The sequence below is a fragment of the Microvirga aerilata genome (genome assembly GCF_016743775.1).
Lineage (GTDB): Bacteria > Pseudomonadota > Alphaproteobacteria > Rhizobiales > Beijerinckiaceae > Microvirga > Microvirga aerilata.
This window is the reverse complement of sequence record NZ_JAEQMY010000089.1, coordinates 1-15,452: the sequence shown is the minus strand read 5'-3', so window position 1 is coordinate 15,452 and position 15,452 is coordinate 1. Positions and strand designations below refer to the sequence as shown.

16 protein-coding genes are annotated in these 15,452 nt (G+C 58.6%); 5 read left to right on the top strand and 11 right to left on the bottom strand.

All coding sequences use genetic code 11. The annotated features are described in order from the left end of the window. The 7 genes from JKG68_RS26850 to JKG68_RS26820 all read right to left on the bottom strand — a co-directional run. Positions 1–332, bottom strand: a 332-nt coding sequence (locus tag JKG68_RS26850) for a cupin domain-containing protein (RefSeq protein WP_202064881.1), incomplete at its 3' end; no start/stop codon positions are given. Between the two features lie 400 nt (positions 333–732). Further along, positions 733–1,620 carry an NAD(P)-dependent oxidoreductase gene (locus JKG68_RS26845; protein ID WP_202064880.1) on the bottom strand — a complete coding sequence of 296 codons (888 nt, stop codon included), beginning with the start codon at positions 1,618–1,620 and terminating at the stop codon, positions 733–735. 110 nt (positions 1,621–1,730) lie between these two features. Then, positions 1,731–2,585 (bottom strand): fumarylacetoacetate hydrolase family protein, encoded by an 855-nt coding sequence (locus JKG68_RS26840; RefSeq protein WP_202064879.1) that lies wholly within the window; start codon positions 2,583–2,585, stop codon positions 1,731–1,733. Positions 2,586–2,673: 88 nt separating this feature from the next. Next, positions 2,674–3,378, bottom strand: a complete 705-nt coding sequence (locus JKG68_RS26835; protein WP_202064878.1) for a GntR family transcriptional regulator — start codon at positions 3,376–3,378, stop codon at positions 2,674–2,676. A gap of 86 nt (positions 3,379–3,464) precedes the next feature. After that, positions 3,465–4,349: an ABC transporter permease gene (locus JKG68_RS26830; RefSeq protein ID WP_246515912.1), complete on the bottom strand. Its 885-nt coding sequence runs from the start codon at positions 4,347–4,349 to the stop codon at positions 3,465–3,467. Then, positions 4,346–5,164 carry an ABC transporter ATP-binding protein gene (locus tag JKG68_RS26825; protein WP_246515910.1) on the bottom strand — a complete coding sequence of 273 codons (819 nt, stop codon included), beginning with the start codon at positions 5,162–5,164 and terminating at the stop codon, positions 4,346–4,348. The genes JKG68_RS26830 and JKG68_RS26825 overlap by 4 nt, the downstream gene beginning before the upstream one ends. Further along, positions 5,164–6,186, bottom strand: a complete 1,023-nt coding sequence (locus JKG68_RS26820) for an ABC transporter substrate-binding protein (protein WP_202064873.1) — start codon at positions 6,184–6,186, stop codon at positions 5,164–5,166. Before JKG68_RS26820 ends, JKG68_RS26825 begins: the two co-directional genes overlap by 1 nt. A 349-nt stretch (positions 6,187–6,535) precedes the next feature. On the opposite strand from JKG68_RS26820, the gene JKG68_RS26815 reads away from it, so the two are divergent. Beyond that, positions 6,536–7,237 (top strand): fumarylacetoacetate hydrolase family protein, encoded by a 702-nt coding sequence (locus JKG68_RS26815; protein WP_246515909.1) that lies wholly within the window; start codon positions 6,536–6,538, stop codon positions 7,235–7,237. Positions 7,238–7,965: 728 nt separating this feature from the next. On the opposite strand, the gene JKG68_RS26810 is transcribed toward JKG68_RS26815, so the two are convergent. Further along, positions 7,966–9,057, bottom strand: a complete 1,092-nt coding sequence (locus JKG68_RS26810; protein WP_202064871.1) for a TRAP transporter substrate-binding protein — start codon at positions 9,055–9,057, stop codon at positions 7,966–7,968. 400 nt (positions 9,058–9,457) lie between these two features. On the opposite strand from JKG68_RS26810, the gene JKG68_RS26805 reads away from it, so the two are divergent. Both JKG68_RS26805 and JKG68_RS26800 read left to right on the top strand, forming a co-directional pair. Continuing rightward, positions 9,458–10,648 carry an alpha-hydroxy acid oxidase gene (locus JKG68_RS26805; protein WP_202064869.1) on the top strand — a complete coding sequence of 397 codons (1,191 nt, stop codon included), beginning with the start codon at positions 9,458–9,460 and terminating at the stop codon, positions 10,646–10,648. Next, on the top strand, positions 10,645–11,607 hold the full coding sequence (locus JKG68_RS26800) for a 2-hydroxyacid dehydrogenase (protein WP_202064867.1): 963 nt from the start codon (positions 10,645–10,647) through the stop codon (positions 11,605–11,607). The genes JKG68_RS26805 and JKG68_RS26800 overlap by 4 nt, the downstream gene beginning before the upstream one ends. A gap of 329 nt (positions 11,608–11,936) precedes the next feature. Here the strand turns inward: JKG68_RS26800 and JKG68_RS26795 are convergent, their stop codons facing one another. From JKG68_RS26795 to JKG68_RS26785, 3 genes are all read right to left on the bottom strand, one after another. Beyond that, a complete protein-coding gene (locus JKG68_RS26795; protein ID WP_202064865.1) occupies positions 11,937–12,635 on the bottom strand; it encodes an IS6 family transposase in 699 nt (232 codons plus the stop codon). Positions 12,636–12,663: 28 nt separating this feature from the next. After that, a complete protein-coding gene (locus tag JKG68_RS34930) occupies positions 12,664–12,858 on the bottom strand; it encodes a helix-turn-helix transcriptional regulator (protein WP_202064864.1) in 195 nt (64 codons plus the stop codon). A gap of 436 nt (positions 12,859–13,294) precedes the next feature. Next, positions 13,295–13,468, bottom strand: a complete 174-nt coding sequence (locus tag JKG68_RS26785; RefSeq protein WP_202064863.1) for a hypothetical protein — start codon at positions 13,466–13,468, stop codon at positions 13,295–13,297. A gap of 791 nt (positions 13,469–14,259) precedes the next feature. Here JKG68_RS26785 and JKG68_RS26780 point away from each other — a divergent pair. Continuing rightward, entirely contained in the window at positions 14,260–14,616 is a 357-nt protein-coding gene (locus tag JKG68_RS26780) for a hypothetical protein (RefSeq protein ID WP_202064862.1), read from the top strand. A 126-nt stretch (positions 14,617–14,742) separates the two neighbouring features. Continuing rightward, entirely contained in the window at positions 14,743–15,129 is a 387-nt protein-coding gene (locus JKG68_RS26775; RefSeq protein WP_202064861.1) for a hypothetical protein, read from the top strand. Positions 15,130–15,452: the final 323 nt, after the last annotated feature.

Here is a 15,452-nt window from a genome sequence, read left to right as displayed (position 1 = left end):
AACTGCCAGAGGCGCACGAAGATGGTGCAGCCTTCCTCTGACGCAGGGATATGCGAGGTGCCCGGCGGGTTGCGGAAGTAGCTTCCGGCTGGGTACTCGCCATGCTCGTCCTGGAACGTGCCTTCGAGGACGACGATTTCCTCGCCGCCGCTGTGGGTGTGGCGCGGGAAGGCGCTGCCGGGCGCATAGCGGACGATGGAGGTGGCACGTGCGACCTCGCCGCCGATCCGAAACAGCATGCGCCGGTCCACGCCCGCGGCCGGGCTCGGAATCCAGTCCAGCTTCGCGGCATGGACGATCACGGGCTGCGTCAGGTCATCATTGATGCGCACGGTCGGTTTCCTTCATGGTCAGCACCATCCGGAACTTCACGTCCCCAGACTTCATCCTCTGGTAGGCCTCGAAGGCCCTCTCCAGCGGCATGGTTTCGCCAGATCTGGCGGTACGATGTCCCTTGTCGGGACGAGGCAGCAGCCATCGCGTGGGCACCATTGCGGCCTGAAACCTGAACCTCAGGAAGCAGATTGACCGCGTATGCAACATGGCGAGGCTGAGGCTTCCGACCCCATCATGCGGCGGTGTCTGCCGACCGCGGAGAGAACCATGACCCGACAGGTGATATCAGCCGAACTGACGGAAAGGGTCGCTCAAAGGGCTTGACCAAAACCCCCGGAATAAGAGAACAGAGCCTCCGATCGGTGTGGCCGTCCGGTTTCCGCGAGGCTTTGCGCCTTACCCGGTCGGCTTCCGTTCCGAGCGGCTGGACCAGTATCCGGACAGGCTGGTTCCATCCTTGGTGCCCCAGCCCTCTTGGCTTGCTTGGTCATAGACTGAGAGGGTGCGCTCCACGAGGGGAAGCGACAGACCAAGCTCGCTGCCCTCCGCAACCATGGTCCCCAAATCCTTCCGGAAAGAATCCACATCGAATGTCACAGGCTGTGGATCGTCGCCGCGCATGCCTTTGGCAACCATCGGCCCACGGGCCTTCAGGATATTGGCACCACCCGACGTGTCCGAGAACAGATCGACGATCCGATCCGTATCGAGGCCGAGATGGCGACAGAGGGAATAGGCCTCGCCGAGCGCCTGGTAGTAGATGACCAAGGGCAGGTTGACCGCGAGCTTCAAGCTTGCTCCTGATCCAACCGGTCCCGCATGCTCGATCCGGCGGCAGAGCTGCTCCAGGATCGGGCGTGCACAATCCACGTCCTCAAGGCTCCCTCCGACCAGGCCAATCAGCCGCCCCTCACGGGCAGGTCCGGTGGAACCGCTCACCGCGCATTCCACATAGGCTCCACCTTGGGCTGTGACCCGCTCGGCAAGCGAGCGCTGGATCTTGGGCTGTACCGTGCTCGTCTCGATAAAGAGCCTGCCCGCGACCTCGCCGGCAAGAATGCCGGCATCGCCTGCAAAAACCGCCTCAAGGGCATCTGCATCGAGGAGACAGGTAATGACCGCTTCCGATCGGTTGATAACGGCGGCGGGCGTATCGGCTAAAACCGCTCCGGCCTCGACGAGACCTTTGGCTTTGTCGGAGGTTCGATTCCAGACCACGAGATCATGTCCGCCCCCCTGGAGCCGCGTTGCGAGGGCTGCTCCCATGCGGCCCAGTCCGATCATCCCGATCCTCATTGACGTCTCCCGATCAATCGCTGTTGATACCGATGAGGGTACCAGGAGAGGGCTCCATCTCTGGACGAGCCCTCCCGCTTTCATGTCCTTGGGAAGGATCAGCCTTGCCCGTTCCAGCTCCTGACAAGCTGGTCCTGCGTACCAAGGCCCTCGATCCCGAGGCGGACGCGGTTGCCCGGGCGCAGGTAGACGGGCGGCTTCAGGCCCATACCGACGCCAGGCGGCGTGCCGGTCGCAATCACGTCTCCCGGCTGAAGGCTCATGAACTGGCTCAGGTAGCTCACCACATATGCGACGCCGTAAACCATGGTTTCCGTGCTGCCGCTCTGACAGCGTTTCTCATCTACGTCGAGCCACATGCTCAGGTTCTGCGGGTTCGGAATCTCGTCGCGGGTGACGAGCCATGGGCCGATCGGGCCAAAGGTGTCGGCACTTTTACCCTTGGTCCATTGCCCGGACCGCTCGATCTGGAAAGAGCGCTCGGAGACATCGTTGACGACGCAGTATCCCGCCACGTAGTCAAGCGCCTGCGCCTCCTCAACGTACTTGGCTACTTTGCCGATGACGATACCGAGCTCGACCTCCCAGTCGGTCTTTTCCGCGCCTCGTGGAATCTCAATTCCGTCATCCGGGCCGCAGATGGCGCTCGTCGCCTTCATGAAGATGATGGGCTCAGGAGGCACGGCCATGCCCGATTCCGCAGCGTGGTCTGAATAGTTGAGCCCAATGCAGATGAATTTGCCGACCTGTCCAACACAAGCACCGATGCGGGGCATAGCTTCGACGCGAGGCAAGGTTGCCAAGTCAATCCCGCGAAGGCGATCGAGGCTCGACGGTGAAAGCGTTTCGCCAGCAATATCCGGCACGACGCCCGAGAGGTCGCGGATGTTGCCGTCATGATCGAGAATACCGGGTTTTTCTTGGCCGGGCATGCCGTAGCGCAGCAGTTTCATGAGATTTCTTTGCTCCTGTGAGCCATTTGTTGCGAGTTGAAGCGAAGTTGGATCGACGAGGGCTGCCACCTGAACAGCGGCACTTCCTTTAGCCGGGCGGTGATAGCCTGACCCCGACCTTGGTTACGGGACGGATTTGATCCTCGATATGTCTGAGAGTTGTCTGGTAGTGCTCGACGAGTCGCTCTGCGGCAAGGTCTGTCTTGCGATCGAGCACTGCCTCCATAATTCCCCTGTGTTCCTCCAGAGTATTCCGGTAGCGTTGTGAAGAAGCGACTGAGATGAAGCGGTATCGTTGGGCCTGATCCATCAGGTCTCTGCAGACTCCGATCAGGATTGAGGAGCCACAGGCGGCAATCAGTGAGAGATGGAACGTCCTGTGTCGCTCCTCCCAGGCCGGGTTGGTACTGGCATCGCTTTCCGACAGCTTCCACGGCGTGCGCGAGAAGTGATGGAAGGTCACCACGATGTGCTCCTCCCAAGCCTGATCGCCGTTCCGGATGGATTCCTCAAGCGCCTTGGCTTCGAGCCAGCACCGGGTCTTCACCAACTCACGCCAGCCTTCAAGGCTAACAGGAGGCACGAAGAAGCCGCGTTGATCCTTGCGCTCGACCAGCCCCTCGGAGGAGAGCCGGTTAAGGGCTTCGCGCACCGGATTGAGGCCTGCCCCATAGCGCTCCGAGACGGAGTCGATCAGGAGTTTCTGCCCCGGCCGCAGTTCGCCGTTGAGAATGTCCTGGCGGAGTCTCTCGTAAACTAAGGTAGCCGCCGTTATTTTTTCGATCTTGTTCATGACGCAACCAGCGCAAAGTTCGGAAGAAGCAGCAAGCCCCAGCATCGCGTGGAGGACGATGCCGGGATTTCTTACTCATTGCCCTCTTACTGCGCGAGAGTCTCCTCTGCGACGCTTTCCTTGTGCCAGAAGACGAACCGTCGTTGCATCCAGGCCACGATCCAGAACGTCGCCAGCCCCAAGAGGCTCAGGTAGATGATCAGCGAGAACACGCGCGGCGTGTTCAGCTGCGCGGCGGCAACGCGGATCAACTCGCCGAAGCCCTTGCCGCCTCCCAAGAACTCGCCCACCACGGCGCCAACCACCACGAGCACTGCAGCGTTCTTCAAGCCGGAGAAGAAGTGCGGCATGCCGGTGGGCAACTTCAACTGCACGAGGGTCTGCCAGCGGCTCGCGCCCATGGTCTTGAACAACATACGGGCGTTCTGATCGGCCGCGTGCAGGCCCGCTGCCGTTCCAACAATAACCGGGAAGAAGGCGATGAAGGCTGCGAGCGCGACCTTCGACCCAATCCCAAAGCCCAGCCACGACACGAAGAGAGGCGCGAATGCCACCTTCGGCATGGTGTTGATGGCAACGAGGTAGGGCATTACCGCTCGCTCGCCGAAGGCGGTCTCGCCGACTAGGACGCCAAGAGCAAATCCGAGGACGACTGCAATGATAAAGCCAAGAAGGACTTCCTGCGTCGTGATCCAGAGAGCTAGGAGCATGTAATCCCCAGTGAGCAGATTCTTCCCGACAACGAAGAGGTCTTGGATCGTCTCCAAGGGAGATGGGAGAATGATCGGGGAAATTAGCTCGATGAGGTAAATGATCTGCCATACGGCCAGGAAACCGATCATTAGTGCCAACATGGATACCCAGCGCGGAACCCGATCGATCCAGGAAACGTGCTCGGCCCAAATCGTCTGTTCAGGCACTGCTTCGGCAGCAACATCGCCATGGACGGTAGCACCTTGTGCGTGCATCATTGGAACGCTCCCTGATCGAGAAGGCTGCGGATGCGATGGACGAGCGCGCCGAAGCGCGGATCGGCCATCGTGTCCAGTGTCCTGGGGCGTGGAAGGTCGATCGTGATCGCCTCGACGAACCGACCGGGCCGCGGCGACATCACGTAGACCACATCGGAAAGGATCACCGCCTCGGGGATCGAGTGGGTGACAAGGAACGCGGTCGCGTTGCGCTCCAAGCAGATCCTCTGCAACTCCATGTTCATGAAGTCACGGCTCAATTCGTCGAGAGCGCTGAACGGCTCGTCGAGCAGCAGCACTGCGGGTTCGGTGATCAGCATCCGGCAGATCGCCGCCCGCTGCGCCATGCCGCCGGAAAGCTCGCTCGGATAGACGTTCTCGAAGCCCTTCAGGCCGACGAGGTCGATAAGCTGGCGCGCCTCGTCATACTTGGCGCGAGCTGCCGCCTTGCCGTCTCTGATCTCGATCGGGAGCACAATGTTCTCGAGTGTCGTCCGCCACGGGAACAGGGTCGCCTGCTGGAACATCATGCCGATGTCCCGACGCGGCCCCATCACGGGCTTGCCTTCGAGAACGACGCTTCCTGACGACGGAGGCTGCAGCCCTGCCATGATCTTGAGCAGGGTCGATTTTCCGCAGCCGCTCGGCCCGATGATGGCCGAGAAGGTTCCCTCCCGCAGCACCAGGTCGACCTTGTCGAGCGCATGCACATTGCGCCTTGCGAAAGTCTTGCTGACGCCGCGTAGCTCGTACACCGGTCGGCCTGTGAGGCCGACCGGAGCAATGGCGTCACCAGCCATCGATAGCACTGCCATTATTTGGCACCCTTATTCCAGGATTCCACGAACTGGTTGGTGTACGCGGCTTTCAGATCCGGCAACGGGGCCTTCAGGATGCCCGAAGCGACTGCGCTCTTGTGCCAGAGTTCCCAATGCTCAGGCGGCTGATAACCCCAGCCCTTGGATGTGTCGGCAGGCGTGATCCGGTCCTTGACCTGCTCGAACAGAGCCGTTGAGAGCTTTGTATCCTCACCTTCCTGTGGGTTTCCGGCCTTGGTGTGCTGCATCACCTTGTCCCTGTTCGCAGGGTTCAAGCCGAACTCCGTCGCACGGACGAGCACGCGGCCGAACTTCTCGATCGCCTGCGGATTCTGGTCCATGAAGGAGCGCATCACGGCATAGCCGTTGCCGAAGTAGCTCAGATACTGCTCCGGAGTGATCTCGCGCAGATCGATGCCGCGGGTTTCCATGATTGCCGCGTCGCTGACGGCTGCGGCATAGGCCTTGATGTCGCCGCGAAGGAAAGCTGCAGCAGCCAAGCCGCCGTCACCGACCGGCAGGAAGGTGTAGTCCTTGCCCTCCTCCATCTTGAGGTCGGTCAGGATCGCGCGGGTAAAGCCGACTTCGGCGCCATCCGCTGTGCCGACGCCGATGACCGCGCCTTTAAGGTCAGCAGGGGTCTTGATCGCGGACTTCTCTGGAACCACAACGCCGAAGACCGACTTGGCGAAGTGATTGTAGAGGAAGACGACGTCTACGCCGCGGGCTCTAGCGGCGAGCACGGGCGCCGCGCCGGGTTGGCCGATTTGGGCCTGACCAGCGGACATGGCTTGGAGAACTTGCGAGGAGCCGTCTACAGCCTCGACCTTAACCTGCAGCCCTTCCTTGTCGAACATCTTCTCGCCAAGGGCGACGTAGAGAGGGAAGTTGTTGATCGCGGAGGGGTTCGGAAGAACAACCGTTATTTGGGTGCCTGCATTCTGTGCGCTGGCGACGCTCAGCGCCAGAGGCGCCAGTGCGAGTGTTACCGCCAGACCAAGAGCCCTGCTCATTTTCATCGATGTTTCCTCTCTACAATTCCGTTGCTCTTTGGCAGTGCCTGCTTCGGGCACCGGAAGGATGATGTACAAGTTAGAGCTTCCTGTCAAAAAATGTACGATGACTTTTACGCAACTATCTATCTTTTACTTCAGCTCGCGTCGCAAATGATACGACTTATCACGAGTATGGCTTAACTACTTAGGGTTCATGCAGTAAATTGCTGCATATGCTAAGTAATAAAATAACCTATATATACTAAAGACCAGTCTTCATCGTTCGACAAAAAATACATTTTATCCTGGTGCAGCGAAGAATCTGGGTACTTTAAGGCGAACGCCCAGAGCCGGTTCAATTTGGAGCAAGAGAATGATGGATGCAGATGCGTGCGTGATCACGCCGCCAGAACGCCCTGTACTGCCGGTGGTAGGAACGTCTCAGAAGTTTCCAGTGCGCAGGATATACTGCGTTGGCCGTAACTATGTCGCTCATGTTCGCGAAATGGGCGGAGATGAAGCTCGCGATCCCCCGATCTTTTTCCAGAAGCCTGCCGACAGCATCGTTCTGGATGGGGCTTCGATCCCCTATCCACCCATGACGAGCAACTACCATTACGAACTGGAACTAGTGGTAGCGATCAAGAAGGGCGGGCACGACATCTCGCCCGAGGATGCGCTTGATCACATCTATGGCTACGGAATTGGCCTCGATATGACCCGCCGGGATCTCCAGATGGATCTGGGGAAGGTCGGCTTACCATGGGAAGTGGGCAAAGCCTTCGACAACTCCTGTCCCTGCGGACCCATTTACCCCGTCGAGAAAGTCGGGCACGTGCTGGAGGGATCGATCCGCCTTACGGTAGATGGTGTGGCGAAGCAGGACTCCGACCTTTCTCTGATGATCTGGAAGGTGCCAGAGATCATTGCCAATCTGTCTAAGTTTTTTACATTGCAACCAGGCGACATCATTCTAACCGGGACTCCGGCTGGGGTTGGCCCGGTAGTGCCAGGAAGTGAACTTGTCGGTTCGATCGACAAGCTAGGGACTCTGAGGGTGCAAATCAGCAATTAACTGATCTTTCCTGAAGCGATCGATCGGTAAGGGGCGGGACGCTGGTAGCACCCGCCCCTCATTGATCATCAATCCACAACCAAGATCGAGTTCCCAACTACGAGGGTCGTCTGCACTGTGGATGCGTCGCTTTCACAGACCAAGTGTTCGTTGCCGACGCTTGTTGGCGTGCGCAACCCGTGCCCGGTGAAAGTTTGTCGTCAGAGTGGCGTTCCCATTCGATTTTGCAGGGTCTGATAAAGGGCTGCTTCGGGTCATGCAGCGACCCTCCCCTGCCCTCCGGAAACGTCCGCTACTTCCCGCTCGAGCGGACATTCGACCTACTTTGCAGATGTGACAACACCCAACCTGCTCGCATAGAGAGCGCAAAGCCGTTGGTAGCTAACCCCGGCAGGAGGCGGTCGGCTGGCAGAGACCCTAAGGGATCAGCCACAGGACAGAGAAGAGGATCGAGAGCCCTGCTGTAACCTGCCCAATCCTCAGCCAATATCTGAAGTCCCATTCCCTCGAGTAGGGCACGTCACCATTGTCGGGAGTAAGCGGCGTCTTCAGGGCGTCTTGGAACCGCCTCCATGAGTGCCATGCGATTGTCGTGGCAACAACGGACAACCCGCCAAAGGCAAGAGCAAGGCGCCTGGTACCATCGGCAGGAGCCGGCGACCCGATAGACCATCGCGTGCATTACCGGAGCGACCTGACCGAACGACTCTTAGTCGAGAGCCTTTTTCTCACCATTGTTGGCGAATGGCATTGAGCATCAGGCTGTCATAGCTGAAGTCCGAGATCTGAGCCCATTGGTAGACCTGGTTGCGGAATGCCATCTGATGGTCGAGGATCTTTTTGAAGGTCGGGCTCTTTTCACCGATTTCGGCATACAAAGCAGTCGCAGCCCTGTAGCTCTCCTGCAGGATATCTTGCGGGAAAGCTCTCAGCTGCGCACCGTTCGCGACCAGCCGCCGAAGGGCAGCTGCGTTGTTGGCGTCGTACTTGGCCAACATATCTGTGGCAGCATACGACGCAGCCGTAGTCAGGAGGGACTTGTAGGATGGCGGCAGCTCATTCCACTTGTCGAGATTCGTGAACAGGCTCAGCGACACGGCTCCTTCCCAGAAACCAGGGAAGTAGTAGTACGGCGCGATCTTGGCCAACCCGAGCTTCTCATCATCGTAGGGGCCTACGAACTCTGCCGCATCAATCGTACCGCGCTCAAGAGATGTGTAAATATCGCCGGGGGCAATCTGGGTTGGCACGAGGCCCAGGCGCTGCAAGACGGTTCCGGACAGACCGCCCAGGCGCATCTTCAGACCGACGAGATCGGCCTTGCTCTTGAGCTCCTTGCGGAACCAGCCCCCCATCTGGGTTCCCGTCCCGCCAAAGGGGAGATGGTACAGTTTATAGGTGGCGTAGAACTCATTGAGCAGGTCATTCCCGCCAGCATGATAGAACCAAGCATGCTGCTGACGGGTATTGGGCCCAAAGGGTAGTCCTGTTCCGAATGCAAATGCCGGATCCTTGCCGATATAGAAGTAGGACCCGGTCTGCCCCATCTCGACAGTTGCGTTCTGGACACCGTCGACAATCGACTGAACCGGAACGATCTCGCCTGCGGCGAAGACCTGGATATTGAACTTGTTGTCAGTTGCCTCAGCGACTGCTTTTGAAAAGACCTTGCAGGCGCCATAGAGGGTATCGAGCGAGGGAGGATAAGCCGACTGAAGTCGCCAGTTGATGGTTGGAGCGCTCTGTGCGATGGCCGGCATGGCGATCGTGCTGGCCCCAGCTCCAAGACCAGCGGCTTTCAAGAATTCACGGCGTTTCATTGTTTCCTCGCGTTATCGTTGTTCTTGCCTCGACATGGTTCATGGGCTCGCCCGTCACGATCCTATGCTCCTCGGTATCGTTTGGACAACATATTCCAGGAGCGGGCCTTGGCTAGCTTACGGATGGCAAACCGTGTCTCCTTGTCTCCGGTCCCGCAGGAGGATTGAGACCCGCCAGCACTGCATTGGCCGAAAAGGTGAACCCGGCAAGGTTGGCGAGCTATCCGGTATCATCTACAGCAGCAGTAACAGCCACCACGCAGTGCTAGTCATGGCCGCAGGAATGAAGGCAATGCTAATCGAGCTGCTTGCATCCTGAACGGAGTGCAAGCTCAAGTGTAAGCAAAAACGGCTATGATGACCGGGATTGAGCGTCATCAGAGAAAGGTGTCGCAGCGCAATGGCCAAGCTTCAGCACTGGACGGGAACACGCTCCCTAACCCACGCCCATTCGATCGAAGACCTCCGGTTGCTGGCCCGTGCTCGGTTGCCCAAGGCTGTTTTCGACTTCATCGATGGCGGTTCCGAGGACGAGCGAACCCGGCAGGACAACTCGGGTGACTTCGACGAGTGGCGGCTCCTGCCCCGTGTTGGGATCGATGTGAGCCGTCGTGAGCTTGGCACAACGATCCTGGGGCGATCGGCTCGTCTCCCGCTTATGATCTCTCCCACGGGCTTGGCCGGCTTCTTCTGGCGGGGTGGGGAGATGGCTGCCGCCGCCGCTGCAGCCAAGCACAACATTCCATTCTGTCTCTCTACAAATTCAGTTGCGTCGATTGAGCAGGTGGCGGAAGCCGTGCCTGACGGCGAGCGGTGGTTCCAGCTCTACTTCCTGCGTGATCGTGATTGGATGAAAGGCCTTATTCGGCGCGCCGCCGACGCCAATTATCGTGTCTTGTGTCTGACGGTGGACCTACCGATCTCGGGCCGCCGTGAGCGCGATCTTCGCAACGGCTTCACCATGCCGCTCCAGTTCCGACTGTCGAACGCGTTTGACATGATCCGCCGGCCGGCTTGGCTGATGGATGTCGCACGTTCGAACCTGACGTTCGGCAATTTCAACATGGATGGCTCGTCAGGGTTCACAGCGATCGCGCAGCATGTAGCATCCCTCTTTGATCCCTCCGCAACGTGGGACGACATTGCCGAAATCCGGGATCTCTGGCGCGGCCCGTTAGCGATCAAGGGTATTCTTCACCCGGACGATGCCGTAAAAGCCATTGGCCTAGGCGCGGACGCGGTGATCGTCTCCAATCACGGAGGCCGGCAACTCGACCACTCGCCTTCGGTTATCGCGGCTTTGCCCGAGGTCGTCGCTGCCGTTGGGGGTCGGACCGAAATCATCCTCGATGGCGGCGTGAGGCGCGGGACCGACATTCTCAAGGCGCTGGCACTTGGTGCAGACGCCTGCAGCATTGGCCGTTCCTACCTTTGGGGATTGTCGGCGGGCGGCGAGGCGGGCGTCTCCCGGGCGATCGATCTTCTGGCGCGAGAGCTCGACAACGCCATGGCCCTGCTCGGCACTCCGGCGATCACCGACATCAAACGCGATCATATCCGCTATCGTCATGCTGTGAGGGAGGAGAAATGATGGCGTACTCTGCAGTCGTGACCTTTGAGCTTCCAGAGGAGGTTGAGCGCCAGTTCCGCGAGCGGCTCAACGTCAAGTTCCTTCCCTCAGGACTGCCCCTCAGTCCCAGCGACCTCGATGCCGCCGTTTCCGGGTGCGATGCCATTGTAGTGACCCCTCCAACGCAGGTCGACGCCGAGATCCTCAGCCGCCTCCCCGCCTCCGTCAAAGCCATCGCGACCTATTCTGTCGGTCTCGACCATATTGACCTCGAAGCTGCCCAGAAGCACGGGATCGCCGTTCTCAACACTCCTGATGTCTTGACGGATGCGGTCGCAGAAACCGCCATACTCCTTCTACTGGGAGCGGCACGACGCGCCACCGAATCTATCAGCCTCATCCGCTCCCGTACCTGGACCGGCTGGAAGCCGAAGCAGCTTGTCGGCCTGGGCCTCTCCGACAAGAAACTCGGCATTCTCGGCATGGGGAGGATTGGGCGAGGCATCGCCCACCGCGCGAAAGCGTTCGGGATGGAGATTCATTATCATAACACCCGCCGCCTCACTCCGGACCAGGAGGAAGGAGCACAGTATTATGCTGATCCCAACGCAATGCTCAGTGTCATCGATGCGCTCGTGCTGGCCTGCCCACTAACCCCCTCAACGCGAGGCTTCCTGGATGAGCGCCGCCTAAGCCTCATGAAGCAGACTGCGCTTATCGTGAACATCGCACGAGGCGCCATCATCGAGGATGAGGCACTCATTAATGCTCTCAGAGATGGGCGGATTTTTGCGGCAGGCCTGGATGTGTTTGCAAACGAACCGCGTCTGGATCCGGGATACTATGATCTTCCGAACGTTTTCATGCTTCCGCACATCGGCAGCAGCACGGTTGAGGCGCGGATGATGATGGGCATGTCGCTCATTGAAGGACTTGAACGCCTGGCTTCTGGCGTTAATCCACCAAACCGCGTAACATGAGCGGCCAAGCCAACACCCACGCCGTTCTTGCGCATCGGACGTTGTCCTCTATCGCGGTCTGCTCGACGTGTCGATGGTGATGCGATGTCCGGTGATCGGATCGAGAATGGTCATGGGCAGCCCCTCGCGTTAGACAGCAAAACTGGAGCAGTCACGCAGAGCTACTGTTCAGTGAAGAAGGTCAGAACGACCTTGCCCTTGTCGCTGACGAGGCAGACAAAGCGATTGGGCTTGTCACTCTTCTCACGCTTGAGATAGGCATCACCCATGACGGGTTCTGTCGCGAATCCGGCACAGAGACGAGAAGGGATCAGATGCTTATGGAGAGCTCATGCGGCGAGCAGATCGAATTGCTCCGCGAGTGACAGCTGCAGATTGTAGGCATACTTCGCCTGTCCTTTGCGCATCATGTGAACCATCTCGATCCCACCCAGAATGGCGCGAGCGCTGTTCAAAGACTTGAACCCGAGCATCGAGCGAATGCGCCGCTTGACAGCGCGATGATCCTGTTCGATGCGGTTATTGAGATATTGGCTCTGCCGGATCCGGATCGGCTTCAACTGGCGTCTTGACCGATCCTGGAGCCGGTGTTCCGTATCGCAGGATAGGATCGCTTCACGATTGGTCTGACTGCCGTCGATGACGATCTTCTCGGGCCGACCATGCCGTCTCAGAGCCTTGCGCAGGAACCGCTTGGCCGCAGTTAGATTGCGCCGTTCGCTGAACCAGAACTCGACCGTGTCGCCATGGCTATCGATGGCACGATAGAGGTATTTCCATTGGCCTCGGACTTTGATGTAAGTCTCATCCAGATGCCATTTCCGGCTGACGCTTCGTTTGCGCCGATTGAACTGCTCGAGCAGTTCAGGCGAGTAATGGACAACCCATCTGTGAACGGTCGCATGATCGACGGAGATGCCGCGCTCGGCCATCATCTCCTCTAGGTTCCGCAGGCTGAGATTGTAGGCGAGATACCATCGCACGCAGAGCAGGATCACCGATCGATCAAAATGACGGCCTTTGAACATGCCACCCTCTTCCCAGAAGCCCGGGAGGCTATAGCTGAAACTCTGAAACAAAACGTTTGCGACACATCCAGGCGTTCAGGTCACCGACGTCGTAGACGACGCGCTTCGGGCCCAGCTTCATGTACGGAGGTCCGCCACCTGTAAGGCGGAGTTTATTGAGCAGGCTTGCGGAAACCTTCAGATAAGAAGCAGCTTCACGCGTGTTCAGGAATTGGCCGGTCATTACGCACCACGCTACGGTTACCAATTTCCTAATGATAGGCAGAAAAAGGCATTATTCAACTTTGTTTGGCAATATTCCTCAATGATCTAAGTATTCACGCCGCGTTAACTGATGCTTTCACCTACCACTTTTGGTTATCAGTTTGGCGATACTCTCTATTCACGCCGTGTGAATTGCTATCTGGGTATGAATATACTTTTATATGATATCGCTTCCGCGCGAATACTATCGCCGTTTTGGTGCCCTAGTCTGCAAGTCATCACAAGTATTCCTGGCAAAAGCTCCGCCGTCCGCAGGGGCAGTTCATCTGGGGCTTTACTGCTCTGAGGCGCGGGGCATCAGGAATGACTTCCGAATACGCTCAAAAGACGCATTATCCGGTTCCATACAGAGCGTTATGCGAAATTCGCAGACGATTTTCTCACGCGAAAGTGGACTAGCGGATCAGGTAGAAAAACAGCGCGGCGACGATGACAAAGACCGATATGACCGCCCCTGTCCTGAGCGTTCCGACAATCATGTTGCTTTCCTTGCCTAGAACGAGTTGGTCGTAAGCCTTTACACAACGGTCAGCGAAGCCGTTTTCCTTACCTGATTGGCCGTTGGTCATGTTGCCCTCTGTTCCATACAGGGCTTACCGGAACTTGGCACTGGAGACGGCGCAGGCCCCGAGGGCAACCCGAGGCCTTGCCTATGGGGAAGAGCACCGGGTGCGTATGAGCCCGAGCACGGTGCTCGACCACCACAGGCTTTGATCGTGCGCCTGGCACCAGGCGGCGTCAACGGCAATCGCCCGAGGTTGAACCACTTGTCAGAATGGCGTTATGCGAAATTGCGGCTGATTTTATCGCCCGTCCTCGAGGTCGACCGGCTGGCAAACGCCTCCGACAGGACATTGGGCGGCATCTGCCGTTCGTACCCAGGCAGGATGCACTGTTTCTCCGAGTGCGCAGAAGGTTGAAGCCCGAACGTATCGGTCGTAGGTCGTCGGCCTTGTGCGCAGCACGACCGCGCCTTGAGAGGCGACGATCCCTCTCGCTTGGGCACAGGTCATGGTCAGGGTTGTGGGTCCCGGCTGTGCCATGACGCCACTTGCCATTCCTGCAATAGCAAGGAACAGAAGGATGAGTTTCATGCTGGGCTTCCGACCTGCCTCAGATCAGCAACAAGCCTAACCCGCGTCTGTTCCATACAAGGGGTTATGCAAAATTCGCGGCTACCGCACAGAACGCTAACCCTCAGGTCCAAAGAGGCGCATACTGGCTGACCTTGAGAGAGGAGGCTGTGATGTTTGCAGCCCTACTCTGCCTTCCGGTCCTCCTGATGCTGACAAGCGTCTGTCTGGCTCGTCCGCTCCGCTATTCTGCGCCACCCCAGTCATGCCGTTTGGGACAACAGCCCATGCCGGACCTGAACGCCCTTCTCCTGCGCAGCAATCCACGTGTGTTCGCGACTGGTCGCTTGATCAAGGGCCTCTACTATTCCGAGGTCCCTAAAGGGCAGAACGCCATGGTGGCGTTCTACATGGCCTGTGACCGTCGTCTTGAACGGAAACCGTTCCTGATCATGGACTTTCGCTCCAGCCAGTTCTTCCTTGACGGAAACCGGGATGGCTGCGTCGACGCGACCGGGACATTGGCACTGCCGGAGATTGACCCGGCGGATTTCATGCCTGCTGTTGATGGAGCCGATGAGCTTTGCAACGAGGACCTCATCAGCCACCGTGAACTCAAAGACTTGGCCGCTGCCCCATACTGACGGTTATGCAAAATCTGTGGTCTCTCTTGGCTGTGGGCGACAGGCTCCCCAGTCAGGAGTAAAATGCACCGAGTAGCGTTGCCTGACGCTCTGACGAGCGCCGCCAGCCCATGATGGAGAGCAGCCATGTCGATTAAGCTGGATCTCTGCGCAGCTATCTTCCTCATCAGTGTCGAGCCGCCCGCCCAAGCCCATGACATTTACTCGCATCTGAAGGACAGGCTGGGAAACAGTTGCTGCGATGACAAGGATTGTCGCCCCGCCCTTTACCGAGTGACCCCGGCCGGGGTGCAAATGCTCGTCAATGGAACCTGGATCGCCGTGCCGGACTACACGATCCAGTATCGCGCTCTGCCCGGGGACACGGGTGAAACAGGCGGGGGACATTGGTGCGGCGACACCCGCCACATGGTCGGCCTCGGGACGGACTACTCAACCTACTGCGCGATCCTACCGCCTAATGCCGCGGCAGTCGCCAAGCCTCCCTTTACTCACCATGAAGGTGGCATCTAGAGCGTCGGACCTTTAAGTGGACCCACAGTCGGCGGCTTCGAGATGGCTCCAAGATGGCTAGGATGCCGAACTTATCGGATCTGACTTCTCGTCCGATGCTTGTCTTATGATTTTTGCGTCCTGATCGAGCAAGATGAGGACACCGCCAGCGGGTCGCGAGCTCGCTGGCGGTGGGAGGGGACGGGTCGTTCCGATGCAGACCGGTGCGGGTCGCGCTAGAGTCAGACCGCCCCTCTCTTTTCCTCGTGGCCTGAACGGATACCCGGGCGTGACGGCCCGCATGACAAGCCAAGGACGCGGAAAAGATGGATCATCCTATACCA

Bases quoted from the DNA above. Each gene is read 5' to 3' on its own strand.
- JKG68_RS26805 (WP_202064869.1), top strand. From the start codon at position 9,458: ATGGCCAAGCTTCAGCACTGGACGGGAACACGCTCCCTAACCCACGCC.
- JKG68_RS34930 (WP_202064864.1), bottom strand. From the start codon at position 12,858: ATGACCGGCCAATTCCTGAACACGCGTGAAGCTGCTTCTTATCTGAAG.
- JKG68_RS26840 (WP_202064879.1), bottom strand. From the start codon at position 2,585: ATGAAACTGCTGCGCTACGGCATGCCCGGCCAAGAAAAACCCGGTATT.
- JKG68_RS26825 (WP_246515910.1), bottom strand. From the start codon at position 5,164: ATGGCAGTGCTATCGATGGCTGGTGACGCCATTGCTCCGGTCGGCCTC.
- JKG68_RS26775 (WP_202064861.1), top strand. From the start codon at position 14,743: ATGTCGATTAAGCTGGATCTCTGCGCAGCTATCTTCCTCATCAGTGTC.
- JKG68_RS26815 (WP_246515909.1), top strand. From the start codon at position 6,536: ATGATGGATGCAGATGCGTGCGTGATCACGCCGCCAGAACGCCCTGTA.
- JKG68_RS26835 (WP_202064878.1), bottom strand. From the start codon at position 3,378: ATGAACAAGATCGAAAAAATAACGGCGGCTACCTTAGTTTACGAGAGA.
- JKG68_RS26780 (WP_202064862.1), top strand. From the start codon at position 14,260: ATGCCGGACCTGAACGCCCTTCTCCTGCGCAGCAATCCACGTGTGTTC.
- JKG68_RS26845 (WP_202064880.1), bottom strand. From the start codon at position 1,620: ATGATCGGACTGGGCCGCATGGGAGCAGCCCTCGCAACGCGGCTCCAG.
- JKG68_RS26785 (WP_202064863.1), bottom strand. From the start codon at position 13,468: ATGACCAACGGCCAATCAGGTAAGGAAAACGGCTTCGCTGACCGTTGT.
- JKG68_RS26830 (WP_246515912.1), bottom strand. From the start codon at position 4,349: ATGATGCACGCACAAGGTGCTACCGTCCATGGCGATGTTGCTGCCGAA.
- JKG68_RS26800 (WP_202064867.1), top strand. From the start codon at position 10,645: ATGATGGCGTACTCTGCAGTCGTGACCTTTGAGCTTCCAGAGGAGGTT.
- JKG68_RS26810 (WP_202064871.1), bottom strand. From the start codon at position 9,057: ATGAAACGCCGTGAATTCTTGAAAGCCGCTGGTCTTGGAGCTGGGGCC.
- JKG68_RS26820 (WP_202064873.1), bottom strand. From the start codon at position 6,186: ATGAAAATGAGCAGGGCTCTTGGTCTGGCGGTAACACTCGCACTGGCG.
- JKG68_RS26795 (WP_202064865.1), bottom strand. From the start codon at position 12,635: ATGTTCAAAGGCCGTCATTTTGATCGATCGGTGATCCTGCTCTGCGTG.